At 60.3% G+C, this 20,766-nt stretch carries 10 protein-coding genes and 2 pseudogenes; 6 read left to right on the top strand and 6 right to left on the bottom strand.

Annotation, left to right across the window (positions count from 1 at the left end):
- Nucleotides 1–181 precede the first annotated feature (181 nt).
- Together smc and ACZ9BB_RS14750 are read right to left on the bottom strand one after the other, a co-directional pair.
- A pseudogene (gene smc, locus ACZ9BB_RS14745) lies at nt 182–3,671 on the bottom strand (chromosome segregation protein SMC).
- A 2-nt stretch (nt 3,672–3,673) separates the two neighbouring features.
- Nucleotides 3,674–4,333 (bottom strand): GntR family transcriptional regulator, encoded by a 660-nt coding sequence (locus tag ACZ9BB_RS14750; RefSeq protein ID WP_476214402.1) that lies wholly within the window; start codon nt 4,331–4,333, stop codon nt 3,674–3,676.
- A gap of 266 nt (nt 4,334–4,599) precedes the next feature.
- On the opposite strand from ACZ9BB_RS14750, the gene xdhA reads away from it, so the two are divergent.
- The 4 genes and pseudogenes from xdhA (at nt 4,600) to guaD (ending at nt 10,739) form a co-directional block, all read left to right on the top strand.
- Complete coding sequence (gene xdhA, locus ACZ9BB_RS14755; RefSeq protein ID WP_476214403.1) at nt 4,600–6,054, top strand: xanthine dehydrogenase small subunit; 1,455 nt, start codon at nt 4,600–4,602, stop codon at nt 6,052–6,054.
- Nucleotides 6,047–8,446, top strand: coding sequence for a xanthine dehydrogenase molybdopterin binding subunit (xdhB, locus tag ACZ9BB_RS14760; RefSeq protein WP_476214404.1), 2,400 nt, complete (start codon nt 6,047–6,049; stop codon nt 8,444–8,446). Before xdhA ends, xdhB begins: the two co-directional genes overlap by 8 nt.
- Before the next feature lie 132 nt (nt 8,447–8,578).
- A complete protein-coding gene (xdhC, locus tag ACZ9BB_RS14765) occupies nt 8,579–9,424 on the top strand; it encodes a xanthine dehydrogenase accessory protein XdhC (RefSeq protein WP_476214405.1) in 846 nt (281 codons plus the stop codon).
- 8 nt (nt 9,425–9,432) lie between these two features.
- Nucleotides 9,433–10,739, top strand: a pseudogene (gene guaD / locus ACZ9BB_RS14770) (guanine deaminase).
- A gap of 108 nt (nt 10,740–10,847) precedes the next feature.
- Here guaD and ACZ9BB_RS14775 read toward each other — a convergent pair.
- Nucleotides 10,848–11,612: a GntR family transcriptional regulator gene (locus ACZ9BB_RS14775; protein ID WP_007941070.1), complete on the bottom strand. Its 765-nt coding sequence runs from the start codon at nt 11,610–11,612 to the stop codon at nt 10,848–10,850.
- A 408-nt stretch (nt 11,613–12,020) separates the two neighbouring features.
- On the opposite strand from ACZ9BB_RS14775, the gene ACZ9BB_RS14780 reads away from it, so the two are divergent.
- The gene (locus ACZ9BB_RS14780; RefSeq protein ID WP_476214406.1) at nt 12,021–13,211 is read left to right on the top strand and encodes a benzoate/H(+) symporter BenE family transporter; all 1,191 of its coding nucleotides are present in this window, start codon (nt 12,021–12,023) and stop codon (nt 13,209–13,211) included.
- Nucleotides 13,212–13,261: 50 nt separating this feature from the next.
- Here the strand turns inward: ACZ9BB_RS14780 and ACZ9BB_RS14785 are convergent, their stop codons facing one another.
- Complete coding sequence (locus ACZ9BB_RS14785; protein WP_007941073.1) at nt 13,262–13,606, bottom strand: YggL family protein; 345 nt, start codon at nt 13,604–13,606, stop codon at nt 13,262–13,264.
- 232 nt (nt 13,607–13,838) lie between these two features.
- Here ACZ9BB_RS14785 and dacB point away from each other — a divergent pair, with 232 nt between their 5' ends.
- A complete protein-coding gene (gene dacB / locus ACZ9BB_RS14790) occupies nt 13,839–15,299 on the top strand; it encodes a D-alanyl-D-alanine carboxypeptidase/D-alanyl-D-alanine endopeptidase (protein WP_476214407.1) in 1,461 nt (486 codons plus the stop codon).
- Between the two features lie 182 nt (nt 15,300–15,481).
- Here the strand turns inward: dacB and ACZ9BB_RS14795 are convergent, their stop codons facing one another.
- Together ACZ9BB_RS14795 and rlmKL are read right to left on the bottom strand one after the other, a co-directional pair.
- Nucleotides 15,482–17,872, bottom strand: a complete 2,391-nt coding sequence (locus tag ACZ9BB_RS14795) for a diguanylate cyclase (RefSeq protein WP_476214408.1) — start codon at nt 17,870–17,872, stop codon at nt 15,482–15,484.
- Nucleotides 17,873–18,014: 142 nt separating this feature from the next.
- A complete protein-coding gene (gene rlmKL, locus ACZ9BB_RS14800; RefSeq protein ID WP_476214409.1) occupies nt 18,015–20,285 on the bottom strand; it encodes a bifunctional 23S rRNA (guanine(2069)-N(7))-methyltransferase RlmK/23S rRNA (guanine(2445)-N(2))-methyltransferase RlmL in 2,271 nt (756 codons plus the stop codon).
- Nucleotides 20,286–20,766 lie beyond the last annotated feature (481 nt).

The raw sequence follows: 20,766 nt of genomic DNA on the forward strand, positions 1-20,766 counted from the left end.
CTCTATGTTCTGACAGGCGTTTTACCCACGTATACGAAAAATTGACATTAAACTAGCACGACCAAGAGGCAACTTTACACCGTCTGTCACATTGGCTTGCGCGAATTATGTCGATTGGCCAGCAAGTCGAGGCAGGCAAAAACTCCTACAACTCAACAATGCTTGCCCTACAAGCAACGACTCAGGCGTCCACCATGGCCATCGCCTCCTCCACATCCACTGCCACCAGCCGCGAGCAACCCGGTTCGTGCATCGTCACCCCCATCAACTGATCAGCCATTTCCATGGCGATCTTGTTGTGCGTGATGTAGATGAACTGCACCGTCTGCGACATCTCTTTGACCAGCCGTGCGTAGCGTCCAACGTTAGCGTCATCCAATGGCGCGTCAACCTCATCGAGCATGCAGAACGGCGCAGGATTCAACTTGAAGATGGCAAATACCAGCGCCAATGCGGTCAGGGCTTTTTCGCCACCGGAGAGCAAATGGATGGTGCTGTTCTTCTTTCCTGGCGGCTGCGCCATGATCGTTACCCCTGTATCGAGTAGATCTTCGCCCGTCAGTTCCAAATACGCGCGTCCTCCACCGAAAACTTTTGGGAAAAGGGCCTGTAAACCGCCATTGATCTGATCAAAGGTATCTTTGAAGCGGTTTCGGGTTTCCTTGTCGATCTTGCGAATCACATTCTCGAGGGTGTCCAGCGCTTCTACCAAATCGTCGTTCTGAGCATCCAGATAACGTTTACGCTCGGATTGTTGCTGGTATTCGTCGATGGCCGCGAGGTTGATCGCACCGAGGCGCTGAATCCGCGCGGCAATGCGCTCGATCTCTTCTTCGGCGTCTTCCTCGCTGACCCCGGCTACCAGCGTGGCGAGTACGCCATTGAGGTCGTAGCCATCCTCCAGCAATTGATCCTGCAAGGTCTTGCGCCGCACCGTCAACGCTTGCCATTCCATGCGCTGCTGTTCGAGCTGGCTGCGAATCAACTGGGATTGTTGCTCAGCCTGGGTGCGACGCTTCTCGGCATCGCGCAGTTCACGGTCGGCGTCCTCCATGGCGATTTGCGCAGTCTTGAGCTCTTCGTCGACGGTCATGCGTTTGTCGAGCAGCTCTTCGAGTTTCAACCGCAGCTCTTCCAGCGGTGCCTCGCCCTCTTCCAGGTTGAGGCTCAGTTGCTCGCGCTTCTCGGTCAGGCGCTCGGACTGCATTTCCAGCCGCTCAAGGGCCTGACGGGTGGAGTCGTGTTGCGCCTTGAGCGAACCCAGGCGCACCGCCAGTTGATGCGCATGATCCTTGTGTTGCCGGGCTTCCTGGCGCACCCGGTCGAGGCGCTCGCGCAGGCTGTCGCGCTGGGCCAGCAGCAACTCGCGCTGCTCGGTATCCAGCGCCATGCTGTCGAGGGCTTCCTGCAACTGCAAGCGCGCTTCGCCGATATTTTCGTGCTCCAGGGCACGCTGCTCGCTCAGTTCGGTGAGCTCTTCGTCGAGGCGAGTGCGGCGCAAGGTCAACTGTTCGGCCTTGGCTTTACCGGCGGACAATTGGGCTTTCAATTCACCCTGCTGACGGGCTTCATCTTGCAGCAGACGGCGTAAATGCTCGCGACCGTTTTCCTGCTGACGCTGTTGCGCCCTGAGATTCTGAAGTTGGGTTTCGAGGGTTTCGACCGTGGCTTCGCGCTCTTCCCGCTCAAGGCCCAACTGCTGGATTTCCTGGCCACGGGCAAGCACGCCACTTTGCGCTTCGCTGGCGCGACGCACACGCAAAAAGTGTCGGCCGACCCAGTAACCGTCGCGACTGATCAGGCTTTGGCCGGCGGCCAATTGCCCGCGCATGGCCAACGCCTGCTCAAGGCTGTCGACCGGCTTGACCTGCCCCAGCCACGGCGACAGATCAATCTGCGCCTCGACCTTGTCGAGCAAACTTCCGGGAATACGCACGCCATCGCTGGCCGGGCTGAGCAGACGCAAATCGCCTTGGGCAAAACCGGCCAGATCGAAATCACCGAAGTCGTCCACCAGCACCGCTTGCAGGTCGGCGCCCAGCACGGTTTCCACCGCCAGCTCCCAACCGGCCTCGACCTTCAGCCCTTCGGCCAGACGCGGACGATCCGCCAGATGCTGCTCGCGCAGCCACTCAGCGGTGCCGGTATCCGGATCGAGCGCGGCTTGCTGCAAGGCTTCCAGCGAAGCCAGACGACCGTTGAGCCGCTGCAAATCACCTTGGGCTTGCTGCTGTGCCGAGAGCGCTTGCTGCAGCTCCTGGCGCAGTTGTTCAAGGCGATCGACTTGCGCTTGTTCACTGGCCTGCAAATCTTCGAGAGTGGCCTCGGACGCGGCCAACTGCTCGCTGAGCTCCATGATTGCCGCGTCTTCCGGGTCCGCCGACAGCAAGGCGCGCTCTTCACCAAGACGCTTCTGACGATCGGCCAGGCGTTCCATGCTGGTTTCCAGCTGCTGGATCCGCGACTGCTGAACTTCAGCCTGACGACGCGGCTCGGCGGCGGTGAGGTTGAAGGTGTCCCACTGCTCCTGCCAGCCGTGCATGGTGGTTTCGGATTCTTCGAGCGCGGGCAGCAGCTTCTTCGGCGGCGGCGCTGGTGACCTCCTGTTCCGGCGTAAGCATGTCCAGCTCTTCACCCAAGGTCAGCAGTAAGGTGCGGTCGTGGCCCAAGTGCGACTCGGTTTCCGCCCGCGCGCGCTCGGCTTCTTTCAGGTCGTCCTGCAATTGACGCAAACGCTGCTGACCGTGCTGGATGCTCTGCTCGACCCGGGCGATATCGCCGCCGACCGAATAGAAGCGCCCCTGCACCAGATTGAAGCGCTCGGACAGATCATGATGACCGTCGCGCAGGCGTTCGATCGCCGCGTCGGCATTGCGTTGCTCGGCCACCAGGGCTTCGAAAGTGATTTCCTGGGTGCCAATGATCGACTCGCGCTGGCCGACCTGCTCGTTCAACGCCTGCCAGCGCAGGGCCGACAGTTGGGCCTTGAGCTGACGCTCCTCGCCCTTGTATTCCTGATACTTCTTGGCGGCCTCGGCCTGGCGGTGCAAGCGTTCAAGTTGACGCTCGAGTTCTTCACGCAGGTCGGTCAGGCGGGCAAGGTTTTCGTGGGTGCGGCGGATGCGGTTTTCGGTTTCGCGCCGGCGCTCCTTGTACTTGGAAATACCGGCGGCTTCTTCGATGAAATTGCGCAGGTCTTCGGGCTTGGACTCGATCAGCTTGGAGATCATGCCCTGTTCGATGATCGAGTAGCTGCGCGGGCCAAGACCGGTGCCGAGGAAAATGTCGGTGATGTCACGACGACGGCATTTGCTGCCGTTGAGGTAGTAGGTGGTCTGGCTGTCGCGGGTCACTTTGCGGCGAATGGAAATTTCCGCATAGGCCGCCCATTCGCCGAGCAGGGTGCCGTCGGAGTTATCGAACACCAGCTCGATGCTCGCCTGGCTCACCGGTTTACGGCTGGTCGAGCCGTTGAAGATGACGTCGGTCATCGACTCGCCGCGCAGGTTCTTGGCCGAACTCTCGCCCATCACCCAACGCACGGCGTCGATGATGTTCGACTTGCCGCAGCCATTGGGCCCGACCACTGCCGCCATGTTACTGGGGAAGTTCACCGTGGTCGGGTCGACGAAGGATTTGAACCCCGCCAGTTTGATGCACTTGAGCCGCACGCTTAAGCGACCGTCAGGGCAGAAACCACCAGATCGCAACTGCGCTGGGCGTACGCCGTCAGCACCACGCGGATCTGCGGGAGGTCACGGGCCAGCACGGCGGCGAGCAAGCGTTCGAACAGTTCCAGGAACTCGCTCATCGAAGCCTTGCGTTGATCCAGCGCGAGGAAATACGCGCGGCTCATGGCCGGTTGCAGGTTTTCGACGGTTTCCTGCAAGTACGGGTTGTTGGCGAACGGGTACGCGGCGCGCATCACACTGAAGCTGTCATCGACGAACGTGCGGATGTCCTGACGTTCGTAGCTGGCGGTCAGGCGCTGCTGGATCTCCACGAACGGCGCCATGTCGGCCTGGACTTGCCAGCCGCTGGCCACGGCATTGCCGAGCAGAATGTACAACTCGCTCATCAGCGTGCACAGGCTCTGAACCTTGTGCGCCGTCAGTTCGGTCACGTGGGCGCCACGTCGCGGCAAAATCGCGATCAAGTGGCGGCGTTCGAGGATCAGCAGGGCCTCACGGACTGAACCGCGGCTGACATTGAGCGCCAGCGTGACCTTCTGTTCCTGGATGCGCTCCCCCGGCTTCATTTCGCCGCGAATGATACGTTCGGCGAGGTGGTGAGCGATTTGCTCGGCGAGGCTGTCCGGCGCCTTGAACGTCATGGTTGTCCTTCAAACTCTTCGATCTGCACAAGCGGCGCAGTGTAGCGCAATTGATCGGTCATGGCGGAGTGCCCACCCAGCGGTTTTTGGCACGATTCAAGCAAAAGGCAGGCTATCCCGTGAGGGTCAATAATGAAGGAACGAGTCGTTGATCGACAAAATGCTATTTCCTGACCTTTAAGTCAGAAAATCATTGACCGAAAAGTCAGACCTGATAAATTCGGCTCATGTCGGTTAACAACAATAATGAGTTTGCGAGGCCTTCCGTGATCCAGTTTTTACTCAACCAGGAACTCCGTAGCGAGCACGCCCTGGACCCGAACCTGACCGTGCTCAATTATCTGCGCGACCATGTGGGCAAACCCGGCACCAAAGAAGGTTGCGCCAGCGGCGACTGTGGCGCCTGCACCGTGGTGGTCGGCGAGTTGCAGACGGACGACGATGGCCGCGAACACATTCGTTATCGCAGCCTCAACTCGTGCCTGACGTTCGTCTCCTCCCTGCACGGCAAGCAACTGATCAGCGTCGAAGATCTCAAGCACAAAGGCGAGCTGCACAGCGTGCAAAAAGCCATGGTCGAGTGCCACGGTTCGCAATGCGGCTTCTGCACGCCGGGTTTCGTGATGTCGCTGTTCGCCCTGCAAAAGAACAGCGATGAGCCGGACTCCCACAAAGCCCATGAAGCCCTGGCCGGCAACCTCTGCCGCTGCACCGGCTATCGCCCGATCCTGGCCGCTGCCGAACAATCCTGCTGCGACAAGCAACCGGATCAGTTCGATGCTCGCGAAGCGCAAACCATCGCTCGCCTGAAAGCCATCGCCCCCACCGACATCGGTGAACTCAACAGTGGCGACAAGCGCTGCCTGGTGCCGTTGACCGTGGCCGATCTGGCCGACCTCTACGACGCTTATCCACAGGCCCGCCTGCTGGCCGGCGGCACTGACCTGGCGCTGGAAGTCACACAGTTCCACCGCACCTTGCCGGTGATGATCTACGTCGGCAACGTCGCTGAAATGAAACGCATCGAACGCTTCGACGATCGCCTGGAAATCGGCGCCGCCACCGCCCTCTCCGACTGCTACGACGCCTTGAACGCCGAGTACCCGGACTTCGGCGAGTTGCTGCAACGCTTCGCTTCCTTGCAGATCCGCAACCAGGGCACCCTGGGCGGCAACATCGGCAACGCCTCGCCGATCGGTGACTCGCCACCGCTGTTGATCGCCCTCGGCGCGCAGATCGTGCTGTGCAAAGGCGAAACCCACCGCACGATGGCGCTGGAAGATTACTTCATCGATTACCGCGTCACCGCACGCCAGGAAAGCGAGTTCATCGAGAAGATCATCGTGCCGCGGGCCAGCGTTGAACAACTGTTTCGCGCCTACAAAGTTTCGAAGCGTCTGGACGATGATATTTCCGCGGTCTGTGCTGCGTTCAACCTGCGCATCGACACCGGCGTAATCGCCGACGCCCGCGTCGCCTTCGGCGGTATGGCGGCCATTCCAAAACGCGCGAAAAACTGCGAAGCCGCCCTGCTGGGTGCGCCGTTCAACAATGCCACCCTCGAACGCGCCTGCGCTGCATTGGCCGAAGACTTCACGCCACTCTCGGACTTCCGGGCCAGTAAGGAATACCGCCTGCTCAGTGCGCAGAACCTGCTGCGCAAATACTTCATCGAACTGCAAACACCGCACATCGAGACTCGGGTGACCGCTTATGTCTAATCATCACGCTGTAGAGAAGACCCAAGCCGAATTGGCTGAATTGTTCGCCAAGGACCTGACCACCGGTGTCGGTCGCAGCGTCAAGCACGACAGCGCCGCCAAACATGTGTCCGGTGAAGCGCAGTACATCGACGATCGGCTGGAATTTCCCAATCAGTTGCACGTTTACGCACGCCTGTCGGACCGCGCCCACGCGAAAATCATCAGCATCGACACCCAGCCTTGTTATGCCTTCGAAGGCGTGCGCATCGCTATCACCCACGAAGATGTGCCGGGCCTGAAAGACATCGGCCCCTTGCTGCCAGGCGATCCGCTGCTGGCCATCGATGATGTGCAATTTGTCGGTCAACCGGTACTGGCCGTGGCGGCGAAAGACCTGGAAACCGCGCGCAAAGCGGCCATGGCCGCGATCATCGAATACGAAGACCTCGAACCTGTATTGGATGTGGTCGAAGCCCTGCGCAAACGCCACTTCGTGCTCGACAGCCATACTCATCAGCGCGGCGATTCGGCCACTGCCCTGGCAACCGCTGAACACCGTATTCAAGGCACGCTGCACATCGGCGGCCAGGAGCACTTCTACCTCGAAACCCAGATCTCGTCGGTGATGCCGACCGAAGACGGCGGGATGATCGTTTACTGCTCGACCCAGAACCCCACCGAAGTGCAGAAACTGGTGGCGGAAGTGCTGGACGTGTCGATGAACAAAATCGTCGTTGATATGCGCCGCATGGGCGGTGGTTTCGGCGGCAAGGAAACTCAAGCAGCAAGCCCGGCGTGCCTGTGCGCAGTGATCGCGCACCTGACCGGTCAGCCGACCAAAATGCGCCTGCCGCGCGTCGAAGACATGCTGATGACCGGCAAGCGTCACCCGTTCTACATCGAGTACGACGTGGGCTTCGACAGCACCGGTCGCCTGCACGGCATCGCCCTGGAACTGGCCGGCAACTGCGGTTGTTCCCCGGACCTGTCGGCATCGATTGTCGACCGCGCCATGTTCCATGCCGACAACTCTTATTACCTGGGTGACGCGACCATCAACGGTCACCGCTGCAAGACCAACACCGCGTCGAACACCGCTTACCGTGGTTTCGGCGGCCCGCAAGGCATGGTCGCCATCGAAGAAGTGATGGACGCGATTGCCCGGCATCTGGGCCTCGATCCGCTGGCGGTGCGCAAGGCCAACTACTACGGCAAGACCGAGCGCAACGTCACCCATTACTACCAGACCGTCGAGCACAACATGCTCGAGGAAATGACCGCCGAACTGGAAGCCAGCAGCCAGTACGCCGAGCGCCGCGAAGCGATCCGTCGCTACAACGCCAACAGTCCGATCCTGAAAAAAGGCCTGGCGCTGACCCCAGTAAAATTTGGTATTTCCTTCACCGCCAGCTTCCTCAACCAGGCCGGCGCACTGATCCACGTCTACACCGACGGCAGCATCCACCTGAACCATGGCGGCACCGAGATGGGCCAGGGCCTGAACACTAAAGTCGCGCAAGTCGTGGCAGAAGTATTCCAGGTGGAAATGGACCGGGTGCAGATCACCGCGACCAACACCGACAAGGTGCCGAACACCTCGCCGACCGCGGCCTCCAGCGGCGCCGACCTCAACGGTAAAGCCGCGCAGAACGCCGCAGAAATCATCAAGAAACGCCTGGTGGAATTTGCCGCACGGCAATACAAGGTCAGCGAAGAAGATGTGGAATTCCACAACGGTCATGTGCGGGTTCGCGATCACATCCTGACGTTTGAAGCGCTGATCCAGCAGGCGTATTTCGCCCAGGTATCGCTGTCGAGCACCGGCTTCTACAAGACTCCGAAAATCTACTACGACCGCAGCCAGGCCCGTGGTCGGCCGTTCTACTACTACGCCTTCGGTGCAGCCTGCGCCGAGGTGATCGTCGACACCCTGACCGGCGAATACAAGATGCTGCGCACCGACATTCTTCACGACGTCGGCGACTCGCTGAACCCGGCGATCGACATCGGTCAGGTCGAGGGCGGTTTCATCCAGGGCATGGGCTGGCTGACCATGGAAGAACTGGTGTGGAACAACAAAGGCAAACTGATGACCAACGGCCCGGCCAGCTACAAGATCCCGGCGGTGGCGGACATGCCGCTGGACCTGCGGGTGAAGCTGGTGGAAAACCGCAAGAACCCGGAAGACACGGTGTTCCATTCCAAGGCTGTGGGTGAGCCGCCGTTCATGCTCGGCATCGCCGCGTGGTGTGCGATCAAGGACGCCGTGGCCAGCCTGGGCGATTACAGGCATCAACCGAAAATCGACGCACCGGCGACGCCGGAGCGGGTGTTGTGGGGCTGTGAGCAGATGCGTCAGTTGAAGGCTTTGAAGCCTGTTGAGGCTGAAGCCGAGTTGGCGTCGCTGTAAGACCGAGGCGCGGCCATCGCAGGCAAGCCAGCTCCCACAGGTACGATGCAATCCTTGTGGGAGCGTGCGGTGCGACGATTCGACTTGCCCGCGATGAGGCCCGAACAGACAACAGAGATGTTGAGGTGAAACATGTACAACTGGATCGACGCCCTCGCCGACCTGCAAGCCCGGGGTGAACCCTGTGTGTTGGTGACCATCATCGAAGAGCTCGGCTCGACGCCGCGTAATGCCGGCTCGAAGATGGTCATCAGCGCCACGCAAGCCTTCGACACCATCGGTGGCGGGCATCTGGAATACAAGGCCATGCAGATCGGCCGCGAGATGCTTGCCAGCGGTCGGCAGGACACTCATCTGGAGCGTTTCAGCCTTGGCGCCAGCCTGGGCCAGTGCTGCGGTGGCGTGACCGTATTGCTGTTCGAACCGATGGGCCAGGTTCAGGCGCAGATCGCTGTGTTTGGCGCCGGCCACGTCGGCCGGGCGCTGGTGCCGCTGCTCGCCAGCCTGCCCTGCCGGGTGCGCTGGATCGACTCGCGGGAAGCCGAATTCCCCGAACAGATCCCCCATGGCGTGCGCAAAATTGTCAGCGAAGAACCGCTGGATGAAGTCGATGACCTGCCCGCCGGCAGCTACTGCATCGTCATGACCCACAACCACCAGCTCGACCTTGAACTCACCGCCGCGATCCTCAAGCGCAACGACTTCGCCTACTTCGGCCTGATCGGTTCGAAGACCAAACGGGTGAAGTTCGAACACCGCCTGCGTGATCGCGGTTTCGACAGCGCCGTGCTGCAGCGCATGCGCTGCCCGATGGGCCTGGGAGAAGTCAAAGGCAAGTTGCCTGTGGAAATCGCCATCTCCATCGCCGGCGAAATCATCGCCACCTATAACGCGAATTTCGGCCAGCACACCGCCAGCGCCGGATCATCGATCGCCAAACTGCTGCCTGCTTCACGCCGCAGCCAAGCCACGAATTGAGAAATTTTATGCCTCTGACTCGCAAAGCCTACCGCGCCGCCATTCTGCACAGCATTGCCGACCCCGCCGAAGTGGGCATTGAAGCCTCGTATGAGTATTTCGAAGACGGTTTGCTGGTGGTCGATAACGGCCAGATCAGCGCCCCTCGGTCACGCCAGCGACTTGCTGCCGACCCTGCCGGCCGACATCGAGATCACCCATTATCAGGACGCACTGATCACCCCAGGCTTCATCGACACCCACATTCACTTGCCGCAAACCGGCATGGTCGGCGCCTATGGCGAACAACTGCTGGATTGGCTGAACACCTACACCTTCCCGTGCGAAAGCCAGTTCGCCGACAAGAACCATGCGGACGAAGTCGCGGATATTTTCATCAAGGAACTGCTGCGCAACGGCACCACCACCGCACTGGTGTTCGGCAGCGTGCATCCGCAATCGGTGAACTCGTTTTTCGAAGCCGCCGAACAGCTGGACCTGCGCATGATCGCCGGCAAGGTGATGATGGACCGCAACGCGCCGGACTACCTGACCGATACCGCCGAATCGAGCTACGTCGAGAGCAAGGCATTGATCGAGCGCTGGCATGGCAAGGGCCGTTTGCATTATGCCGTCACTCCGCGCTTTGCTCCGACCAGCACCCCCGGAACAATTGACCCTCGCCGGTCAGTTGCTCAGCGAATACCCGGATCTGTACATGCAGACCCACATCAGCGAAAACCTCAAGGAAGTCGAGTGGGTCAAGGCGCTCTTCCCGGAGCGCAAGGGCTACCTGGATGTCTACGATCACTACCAATTGCTCGGCGAGCGTTCGGTGTTCGCCCATGGCGTGCACCTGTGCGACGACGAATGTGCGCGCCTGGCTGAAACTGGCTCGGCGATCGCCTTCTGCCCGACCTCGAACTTCTTCCTCGGCAGCGGTTTGTTCAATCTGCCAATGGCCGAGAAGCACAAACTGAATGTCGGCCTGGGCACGGATGTCGGTGGCGGCACCAGTTTCTCGCTGCTGCAAACCCTGAACGAAGCCTACAAGGTCATGCAACTGCAAGGTGCACGGCTGAGCCCGTTCAAGTCGCTGTACCTGGCCACACTCGGCGGCGCCCGCGCACTGCGCCTGGAAGACAAGATCGGCACCCTGCAACCGGGCACCGACGCGGACTTCCTGGTGCTGGACTACAACGCCACGCCGCTGCTCGGCTATCGCCTGAAGCAGGCCAATAACATTGCCGAGACGTTGTTTGTATTGATGACACTGGGGGATGACCGGACTGTTCTGCAGACTTATGCTGCGGGGAATCTGGTGCATCAGCGCTGAGATCTTCCGGGCATAAAAAATCCCCCGTAGCCGTCAGCCCGGGGGATTTTTATTGCCTGTCAGTAAGCCATCGCGGGCAAGCCCGCGATGGCCGCGACTCGGTCTGACTTATAGCTTGGCAGTCGAGCGCCCCGGCTTCTTGGTCTGCAACAGATGCGAGAACACCGCATGCAAATCATCCGACGCACTTTCTTCGTCGAGGTTGAGTTTGCTGTCGATATGGTCCATGTGATGCATCATCAAGTCCACCGCCAGCGTCGCATCCCGTGCTTCGATCGCATCGATCAATTGGGTGTGTTCATCGTAAGAACAGTGGGAACGGTTGCCGCTCTCGTACTGGGCGATGATCAATGAAGTCTGGGACACCAGGCTGCGCTGGAAGCTGATCAGCGGCGCGTTCTTCGCCGCTTCGGCCAGCTTCAAGTGGAACTCACCCGACAGACGGATGCCGGCACCGCGATCGCCACGGGAAAAACTGTCGCGTTCGTCGTTGACCATTTGTCGCAGGTCGGCGATCTGCTCGGCAGTGGCATGCTGCACCGCCAACTCAGTGATCGCCCGCTCCACCAGTCGCCGGGCCATGAATACCTGACGGGCCTCTTCGACGCTCGGGCTGGCGACGACGGCGCCACGATTCGGTCGCAGTAACACCACGCCTTCATGGGCCAGACGCGACAGCGCGCGGCGAATGATGGTGCGGCTGACCCCGAAAATTTCCCCCAGCGCTTCTTCGCTCAACTTGGTGCCGGGCGCCAGACGCTGCTCGAGGATGGCCTCGAAGATATGCGCATAGACAATATCGTCCTGGGTACCGCTACGGCCGGCTTTGCCTGCTCGCGGTTGTTTCTTGAGGGGTTGCAACTGTTCGTTCATGGGCACTCGAGTCGGGAGAACTGCGGCGAATTGACCGTGACTGTAATACGGCACAGTGGGTCGCTGGCAAGTATCGCGTAAAAAACACCGCGATTGTACACAATGGATGGTGGCAACACGACTGTACGGCTGTTTGTCGCCTTCGCTGTATTGCAACGACCGGTTACTTTTCAGTTTAGGCTTGAACCAGCAAACCTGTACTCATGGGTCTGGGATGAATGTGCTGTTGTGGCGAGGGGGCTTGCCCCCGTTCGGCGGCGAAGCCGTCGTAAATGCTGCAAACGCAATTTATCTGTCTGAGCGCATTGGATTGTTTGGGGGCCGCTTCGCAGCCCAACGGGGGCAAGCCCCCTCGCCACAAAAGCTCTTCCGGATTCATTGCTTCTATAAACAAGGAACACCGCTGTCATGACCGACGCCACGCACACGCAGCTTCGTCCCCTGACCGACACATCACCCTCGGCCATCGTCGCCGGGTTCATCGCCATGATGACCGGTTACACCAGTTCGCTGGTGCTGATGTTTCAGGCCGGGCAGGCGGCGGGGCTGAGCAGCGGGCAGATTTCGTCGTGGATCTGGGCGATCTCGATTGGCATGGCAGTGTGCTCGATCGGCCTGTCCCTGCGCTATCGCACTCCGATCACCATCGCCTGGTCGACCCCCGGCGCGGCGTTGCTGATCACCAGCCTGGGCGGTGTCAGCTACGGCGAGGCTATCGGCGCCTACATTACTTGCGCAGTGTTGGTGACCGTGTGCGGCCTGACTGGCAGTTTCGAACGGCTGGTGAAAAAAATTCCGGCCTCGTTGGCGGCGGCGTTGCTGGCGGGGATTCTGTTCAAGATCGGCAGCGAAATTTTCGTCGCCGCCCAACATCGCACCGCGCTGGTTCTGGGGATGTTCTTCACCTATCTGTTGGCCAAACGCCTGTCGCCGCGCTACGCCGTGCTCGCGGCGCTGTTGATCGGCACCGCGTTGTCAGGGTTCATGGGTCTGCTGGATTTCAGTGGTTTTCACCTGGAAGTCGCGACACCGGTCTGGACCACGCCGCATTTCTCCCTGGCCGCGACCATCAGCATTGGCATCCCGCTGTTCGTGGTGGCAATGACGTCGCAAAACATGCCGGGCATCGCCGTTTTGCGCGCCGACGGCTACAACGTACCGGCTTCACCTTTAATCACCACCACCGGCATTGCCTCGTTGCTGTTGGCGCCATTCGGTTCTCACGGAATCAACCTGGCCGCTATCAGCGCAGCGATCTGCACCGGGCCGCACGCCCATGAGGATCGCAACAAGCGCTACACGGCCGCCGTCTGGTGCGGGATTTTCTACGGGATTGCCGGGGTATTTGGCGCGACGCTGGCAGCGTTGTTTGCCGCATTGCCCAAGGAATTGGTGCTGTCGATTGCCGCGCTGGCGCTGTTCGGCTCGATCATCAATGGGTTGAGCATTGCCATGGCGCAAGTGCAGGAACGGGAAGCAGCACTGATTACCTTTATGGTCACGGCATCGGGGTTGACGCTGTTTTCCATCGGCTCGGCGTTCTGGGGGATTGTGGCGGGGGTGTTGACGTTATTGATCTTGAATTGGCGCAGAAGCTAAAAGATCCGCAAAAAAAACGGCGACCCTTGGGGTCGCCGTTTTTTAGAACATCAGGCTACCGGATTGATCGGCTTTTCCGGGTACCAGACGTCGATCAGCGGGCTGACAGTCGCTTCTGTCAGTTCGCTGCGGCCCTTGAGCCAGGCTTCAACAGCGGCACGCTGCGCTTCGGTAACCGAGCCACGCTTCTGCAGGCAAACCAGACCGAAGTCGTCGCCGCCTACATAGCCCAGACCGTTGGCTTCCATGGCTTCTTTCAGGAACGCGTCGAGGAAAGCATCAATGGCTTCATCAGCCAAATCTTCTTTGAAATCCAGGTTCAGTTCGAAACCCAGCTCTTGAAATTCATCGACGCACAGTTTTTTGCGCAGACGCTGGGAACGGTTAGTCGCCATTGGAACAATCCTCATAAGTAATAACGGGCGGCACTTTAGCAGTTTAAGGCGCCGATTGCCCGTCTCAGAACGGCGCTACGCCTACCGTCGGTAAAAAATAACGGATTAGAGGGCCGAGGTACGGCACAAGCCGTTACACCTTGGGGCATAATGCCGACACTTTCATGACCACTGAGGGAAATTATCTCCATGCCCTCGTCTTTTTCCCCTCGGCTGTAGGGTTTTATTACAGATGATCAAATCTTTGCGCCCATTGCTGCTGGCCAGTCTTCTTTTGCCGCTGGCCCTCCCCGTTTCCGCCGCGCCGATCAACACCGCCCTGTCGCCCAACGTCGAAAAGGCCCTCAAGGCCAGCAAATTGCCGGACGGCGCCCTGTCGCTGGTGATGATCCCGCTTAACGGCCCAGGCACCCCAACCGTTTATAACGCTGACGTTTCGGTCAATCCGGCCTCGACCATGAAACTGGTCACCACGTATGCCGCGCTGGAAATGCTTGGCCCGAACCATCAGTGGAAAACCGAGTTCTACACCGACGGCACCCTCAGCGGTGGCATCCTCAACGGTAACCTCTACCTCAAGGGTGGCGGCGATCCGAAGCTGAATATGGAAAAACTCTGGCTGCTGATGCGCGACTTGCGTGCCAATGGCGTGACCCAGGTCACCGGCGATCTGGTTCTGGACCGCGGCTTCTTCATGCAACCGCAGCTGCCCGAATTCAACGACGACGGCAATGACGAGAACAAACCGTTCCTGGTCAAGCCCGACGCGCTGCTGGTCAACCTCAAGGCCCTGCGTTTTGTGGCCCGCAACGACTCGGGCAAGGTCCTGGTGTCGGTCGAACCGCCGATTGCCAGCATCCGCATCGACAACCAGGTCAAGGCGCTCAACTCCAAGCAATGCACCGGGGGCGTGCGCTACAACCCGGTGACCCAGGCTGATGGCAGCGTCACCGTGACCGTCGGCGGCCAGTTGGGCGACGGTTGCAGCTCCCAGACCTACCTGTCGCTGCTCGACCACGCGACCTACACCGCCGGTGCCGTGCGGGCGATCTGGAAGGAACTGGGCGGCAGCATCCAGGGCCAGGATCGCCTGGCACCGACGCCGAGCAGCGCCAAGGTACTGGCCCGCGCCTACTCGCCAGACCTGGCGGAAATCATCCGCGACATCAACAAGTACAGTAACAACACTATGGCTCAGCAGTTGTTCCTGAGCCTGGGCCAGAAGTTCCGCACCGAGGCCGATGGCGATGACGCCAAGGCTGCCCAGCGCGTGGTGCGCCAGTGGCTGGCGCAGAAAGGCATCACCGCGCCGCACCTGGTGATGGAGAACGGCTCCGGCCTGTCCCGTGCCGAGCGGGTGAGTGCGCGGGAAATGGCCGCGATGCTGCAAGCCGCCTGGCGCAGCCCGTATGCCGCCGAGTTCATCAGCTCCATGCCGATTGCCGGCACCGACGGCACCATGCGCAAACGCCTGAAGACCACCGCGATGCGCGGTGAAGCCCACGTCAAGACCGGCACCCTGAACACCGTGCGCGCCATCTCCGGCTTCAGCCGCGACGTCAATGGCAATACCTGGGCGGTGGTGGCGATCCTCAACGACAAGGCACCGTTTGGCGCCTCCTCGGTACTGGATCAGGTGTTGCTGGACCTGTACCGCCAACCGAAACTGCCGACCACGGCTTCGGTGTTGTAACCGGATCCATTGAACACCTCAGATCCAATGCGGGAGCGACCTGTGGCGAGGGAGCTTGCTCCCGTTCGTCTGCGCAGCAGACGCAAAATCTCTGATACCAAAGATCTTGTGAGTGCTACGCACTCAAACGGGAGCAAGCTCCCTCGCCACATAGGCTCGCACACAGGAGCCCGCAAGCAGCCTTAGCTCATCTGCCCTTCAACCCGATCCCTTCCCGCCTGCTTCGCCGCATACACCCCTGAGTCAGCCCGCAACAGCAACGCATCCGCGCCTTCCCCGGGCCGCCAACTGGCAATCCCGAAACTCGCGGTGACGATCCCGACCTCGTCGATCGGCGAACTGCGCAACCCTTGCCACAATTCCACGGCCAACACGTGGGCCTGTGCGCCGTCGATATCCGGACAGAGCACCATGAACTCCTCGCCCCCCAGGCGACAGAACACATCAGTACGCCGCAGGCGACCGCCAATGCGTTCGCATACGGCCTGCAAGACCCGATCGCCCACGGCATGACCATGCTGGTCATTGATGCGTTTGAAGTGATCGATGTCGAGCATGATCACCGACAACTCGCCACCGCCACGCTCGACCCGAGCCATTTCGGTGGTCAGGCGCTCCTGGAAGTAGCGGCGGTTATGGATCCCGGTCAATGAGTCGGTCACCGACAGCGCACGCAATTCCTCTTCAACACGCTTGAGATCGGAAATGTCCGAAATGTAGCCATGCCACAACACACCGCCACCGGGCAGCTCCTCCGGCGTCGCTTCGCCGCGGACCCAGCGCAGACCACGCTCGGGCAATTGCACGCGATACTCTTCGCGCCAGGGGCTGAGATTGTCCGCCGACGCCAGGATCGAAGCACGGACTCGGCGCGAGTCCTGAGGATGAATCCGCGAGAACACCGCTTCGGCATTGCTCAGCAGTACCTCCAATTCGAGTTCGTAGATCTCGCGCATCCCGTCGCTGGCGTAGATCACGCTGAAGCGCCCATCGAACTCCATCTTGAACTGGTAAATCCCGCCGGGCACATGGGCGCTGAGTTTCTTCAACAACAAGTCCCGCGCCGCCAGGGCCTCGTGGACGCGCTTGCGCTCAGTGATGTCGATACAGATCGCCAAGTGCCCGACCCACAAACCTTGTTCGTCGAGGACCGGCGTCGCCAGCATGTTCACCGTCAAATGGCTGCCGTCGCGGCGCACCAGCGTCCACTCCCGGGCTTCATGACCGCCCTCTTCCCCGCCTTCGACCAACATTGCCTGACAGGTCGGGATCGGCTTGCCATAGCGTGCGCTCAACTCCGCCGAACGCGCCTCGAGTTCCCGGGGCAGGTGCAGGTTTTCCAGGGTCATGTGGCCCACGGCCTGCGCGCTGGCGTAACCGAGCATGTGTTCTGCACCGGCATTGAAGGTGCTGATGATCCCGCGCAGGTTGGTGGCAATGATTGCCACCTGAGTCGCGGCATCCAGCACGCCGCGCAACTGGCCATGCGTGCCGCGCAACTCTTGCTCACGGTCGTGCAGTTCCAGGGTCCGTTGTTCCACTATTTTCAACGCCCGCTGGCGCTGGCTAACCAACACATAGAGCAACACACTCAGCAGCAGACTGAGCAAACCGCCGAGCACCACCGGGCTGGTCACCGAGGAATGGTTGGCTTGCAAGAACGCGGCACTTGGGCGCATATCCACTTGATAATCGTGGTCGGCCAGACGCAGCAAACGCGTGGACGACAAATCACTGGCCCCCGCTGTGTTGGTCGACTCGTACAACACTTCGTGCTGCTCTGCGGTGGACAAGTCGAGAATACGCACCGAGAGGGAGTCGTGATTCTCTTCCGGCAATCCATCGGCCAGCAGCTGACGCATGCTGATCACCGCCATGACATACCCGGCGAGTACGGCGCCCGAGGCGCCTTGACGATTGACCGGCGCCACCAGCAACACCCCCCGCGAATAGGCGGGCTCGATACCTACCAGGTGCAACGGCTGCGAAACGGCCATGCGGCCATTGCGATCGGCCCGCTCCAGCGTCGATCGACGCAGGGGCTGAGCCAGCAGGTCGTAACCCAGCGGCGTGGGCAGTCGGCTTTGGGTTTGGGTATAAATCACCGGCACGTACTCGTCCCGTTCCGCGGCCGGCTGCAACTGGCCATCGGCGTTGAGTTCGCGAAAGGTGAAATCGCTCAATCCCTCTTCGCGCACCGCGCGTTCAAGTAGCGGGCGTTCAGCGCGGGAAACCCGGGGAGCCCAGGAATAGGCCTGGGTGCGAAGCAAAAGAGGTTTGGCGTAACCGTCGAATTCCTCGCGCGCCACCGATTCGGAATTGACAAAGAACCGGCGCAGGCCGTCGAGGCGCTGCTCCTGATCTTCGAAACGTTCTTCGATACGGCTGTAACGTTCACTGGCGAGCAGTTGGAAACGTTGCCGCAATTGCTGGTGAAACTGATTGAGGGTCGCCCAGGCCAGCAATCCCGTGAGGATCCCGCCGAGCAGCAATACCAGCAGCGCGACCAGCCAGGCCGAAACATCTTCGCTGATAAAACCCAGGATCTTGGGGCGCACGGCGTGTAACGACATAAAGGCAACTCAAAACGCCAGGTGCCGGAAAAGCCCTTTGGCCACGGTTGAGTTATAGCTATTAGCCACTAATTTGACCAGCACTGAAAGAGCCCAAGAGCCTTTAAAATCAAGGCTCTGTGGATCCAATCTGGCTCAAGTGTCAGCGAGCGGTGATCTTCCAGGCACGATGGATCTTGCCGTTACGGGCAAAATCCGGATCGATGGTCTGGGCAGTGATTTCTTCAACGGCATACCGCGCAGTGAGGTTTTCCTCAAGCGTGAACTTGCGGAAGTTGTTGGAGAAGTACAACACCCCGCCCGGCGCCAGACGCGCCATGGCCAGGTCGATCAACTGCACCTGATCACGCTGCACATCGAAAATCCCTTCCATGCGCTTGGAGTTGGAGAAGGTCGGCGGGTCGATGAAGATCAGGTCGTACTCGTCACGGCAGGCATCGAGCCAAGCCATCACATCACCCTGCTCCAGACGGTTCTTGTCGGAGAAACCGTTCAGCGACAGGTTGCGACGCGCCCAATCCAGGTAAGTTTTCGACAGGTCGACGCTGGTGGTGCTGCGCGCGCCGCCCTTGGCCGCATGCACGCTGGCGGTGGCAGTGTAGCAATACAGGTTGAGGAAACGCTTGCCGGCCGCCTCTTTCTGGATCCGCATGCGCATCGGCCGGTGGTCGAGAAACAGCCCGGTGTCGAGGTAATCGGTGAGGTTCACCAGCAGCCTTACGCCGCCTTCATTAACCTCGTTGAACTTGCCCTGAGCGCTCTGACGTTCGTATTGCTTGGTGCCGCTCTGACGCTCGCGGCGCTTGACCACCACGCGGCTCTTGTCGATGTTCAACGCTTGCGGGATCGCCGCCAAAGCATCGAACATCCGCGCCGAGGCTTTTTCCGGGTCGATGGATTTCGGTGCGGCGTATTCCTGAACGTGGACCCAATCGTGATACAGGTCGATGGCCATGGAATATTCCGGCATGTCGGCATCGTAGACGCGGTAGCAGTCGATGCCTTCACGCTTGACCCACTTGCCCAGCGCCTTGACGTTCTTCTGCAGGCGGTTGGCAAACATCTGCCCGCCTTCGCTCAGGCGCGGCTGTTCGACCACCACCGGTACCGGTTTGATCGGGTTGCCGTTTTTGTTGTACTTCTCGTACTTGCCCGGCGCTTCGATGTTCGACGGCGCATCGGACTCGGCCTGTTCGCGCTCGATCTGGCGCTGTTCCGGGGTGCGACGCTCACCGGTGACGAACTGGTCTGGAGTGACCTTGATCAGCAGCAATTTGCACGGCAAGGCGCCGTTCCAGAACGAGTACTGCTTGTGACTGCGGATGCCCATGCGCTTGCCCAGGTCCGGGGCGCCGGTGAACACCGCCGCTTCCCAGTTCAGGCACGCCTGACGCAGACGCTCGCCAAGGTTCTGGTAGAGGTAGAGCAGGCTCGCCTCATCGCCCAGACGCTCGCCGTAGGGAGGGTTGCAGATCACCAGGCCTTTCTGGTTCTGGTCCGGGCGCGGCTCGAAGGTTGCAACTTCGCCCTGGTAGATCTTGATCCACTCGCTCAGACCCGCACGTTCGACGTTATTGCGGCCCGGTTGAATCAGCCGTGGGTCAGCTTCGTAACCGCGAATCCACAGCGGCGGCTTGGCCAGACCGGCAGCGGCACGGGCAGTGGCTTCTTCGTGGAGTTTTTTCCACAGCGCCGGCACGTGACCGAGCCAGGCGGTGAAGCCCCACTGCTCGCGACGCAGGTTCGGCGCCATATCGGCGGCGATCATCGCGGCTTCCACCAGGAACGTACCGACACCGCACATCGGGTCAGCCAGCGCGCCGCCATCGGCGGCAATCCGTGGCCAGCCGGAACGGATCAGAATCGCCGCCGCGAGGTTTTCCTTCAGCGGCGCCGCGCCCTGCTGCAAGCGATAACCACGCTGGTGCAAGCTGTGACCGGAAAGGTCGAGGGACAGAATCGCTTCGCCACGGTCCAGACGCAGGTGAATGCGCAGGTCCGGATTGAGCTTGTCGATGGACGGGCGATCGCCTTGCGGGGTGCGCAGTTTATCGACGATGGCATCCTTGACCTTCAAGGCGCCGAAGTGCGTGTTGTCGATGCCCGAACCGTGACCGCTGAATTCGACGGCCAGGGTGCCGTCGCTGAGCATGTGGTCTTGCCACTCGATATCCAGCACGCCGTGGTAGAGGTCTTCGGCGTCCTTCATCGGGAAACGCTTGAGCACCAGCAGCACCCGGTTCGCCAGACGCGACCACAGGCACAGGCGATAGGCGGTTTCCATGGTGGCCATGCCACGCACCGCCGAGGTGTGTTCGCGTGCTTCTTCAAGGCCAAGCCCGACGGCTTCCTCGATGAGCAGGCCTTCAAGGCCTTTGGGGCAAGTGAGGAAGAGTTCGAAACGATCGGACATGGTAATTCCAGAGCCTTTGGCTAAGTGAACCGGCAACGCGTTGCCGATCCGGTTTTCAATCAGGCGCTTTTCTAACAGAGCGCCCGCGTGGCACGAAGGTGTGCCGTCCCACCCCGGCGGCTCGGGTTAAAAGAGCTTAGATGCCAGGGCAGATAAAAAAGTTGATGCAACAAAATGTCATAAGTCGACCCTTCGTCGAATAGTCCCCAAGTGCAACAGGTGTCATTCTCGTTAAAGGTCCAGCCCCACTATCCAGCGCAGGGCCAATCATACCGGGGTTTAGCCAATAAACATGGGGCAAATATCATGTTACTTATGGCCATACCATCTTTATGGTTACGTTCTTATGACAAAACGATCATTCCCTCGATGTGACGCATTGGTTAGAACTCAACACAGGTTGACGTCGCAACGGCGTCAACACCTTGGCTCGCGACGCCGGCAGCGAGCCACCAACGGCAGAATTTTTCTGCCTGACCTC

It is taken from the genome of Pseudomonas sp. TE3552, from assembly GCF_056278945.1.

Excerpts from the sequence above, each read along its gene's own strand:
- ACZ9BB_RS14750 (WP_476214402.1), bottom strand. The coding sequence starts at position 4,333 with ATGACGTTCAAGGCGCCGGACAGCCTCGCCGAGCAAATCGCTCACCAC.
- xdhB (WP_476214404.1), top strand. The coding sequence starts at position 6,047 with ATGTCTAATCATCACGCTGTAGAGAAGACCCAAGCCGAATTGGCTGAA.
- xdhC (WP_476214405.1), top strand. The coding sequence starts at position 8,579 with ATGTACAACTGGATCGACGCCCTCGCCGACCTGCAAGCCCGGGGTGAA.
- ACZ9BB_RS14775 (WP_007941070.1), bottom strand. The coding sequence starts at position 11,612 with ATGAACGAACAGTTGCAACCCCTCAAGAAACAACCGCGAGCAGGCAAA.
- ACZ9BB_RS14780 (WP_476214406.1), top strand. The coding sequence starts at position 12,021 with ATGACCGACGCCACGCACACGCAGCTTCGTCCCCTGACCGACACATCA.
- ACZ9BB_RS14785 (WP_007941073.1), bottom strand. The coding sequence starts at position 13,606 with ATGGCGACTAACCGTTCCCAGCGTCTGCGCAAAAAACTGTGCGTCGAT.
- dacB (WP_476214407.1), top strand. The coding sequence starts at position 13,839 with ATGATCAAATCTTTGCGCCCATTGCTGCTGGCCAGTCTTCTTTTGCCG.
- ACZ9BB_RS14795 (WP_476214408.1), bottom strand. The coding sequence starts at position 17,872 with ATGTCGTTACACGCCGTGCGCCCCAAGATCCTGGGTTTTATCAGCGAA.
- rlmKL (WP_476214409.1), bottom strand. The coding sequence starts at position 20,285 with ATGTCCGATCGTTTCGAACTCTTCCTCACTTGCCCCAAAGGCCTTGAA.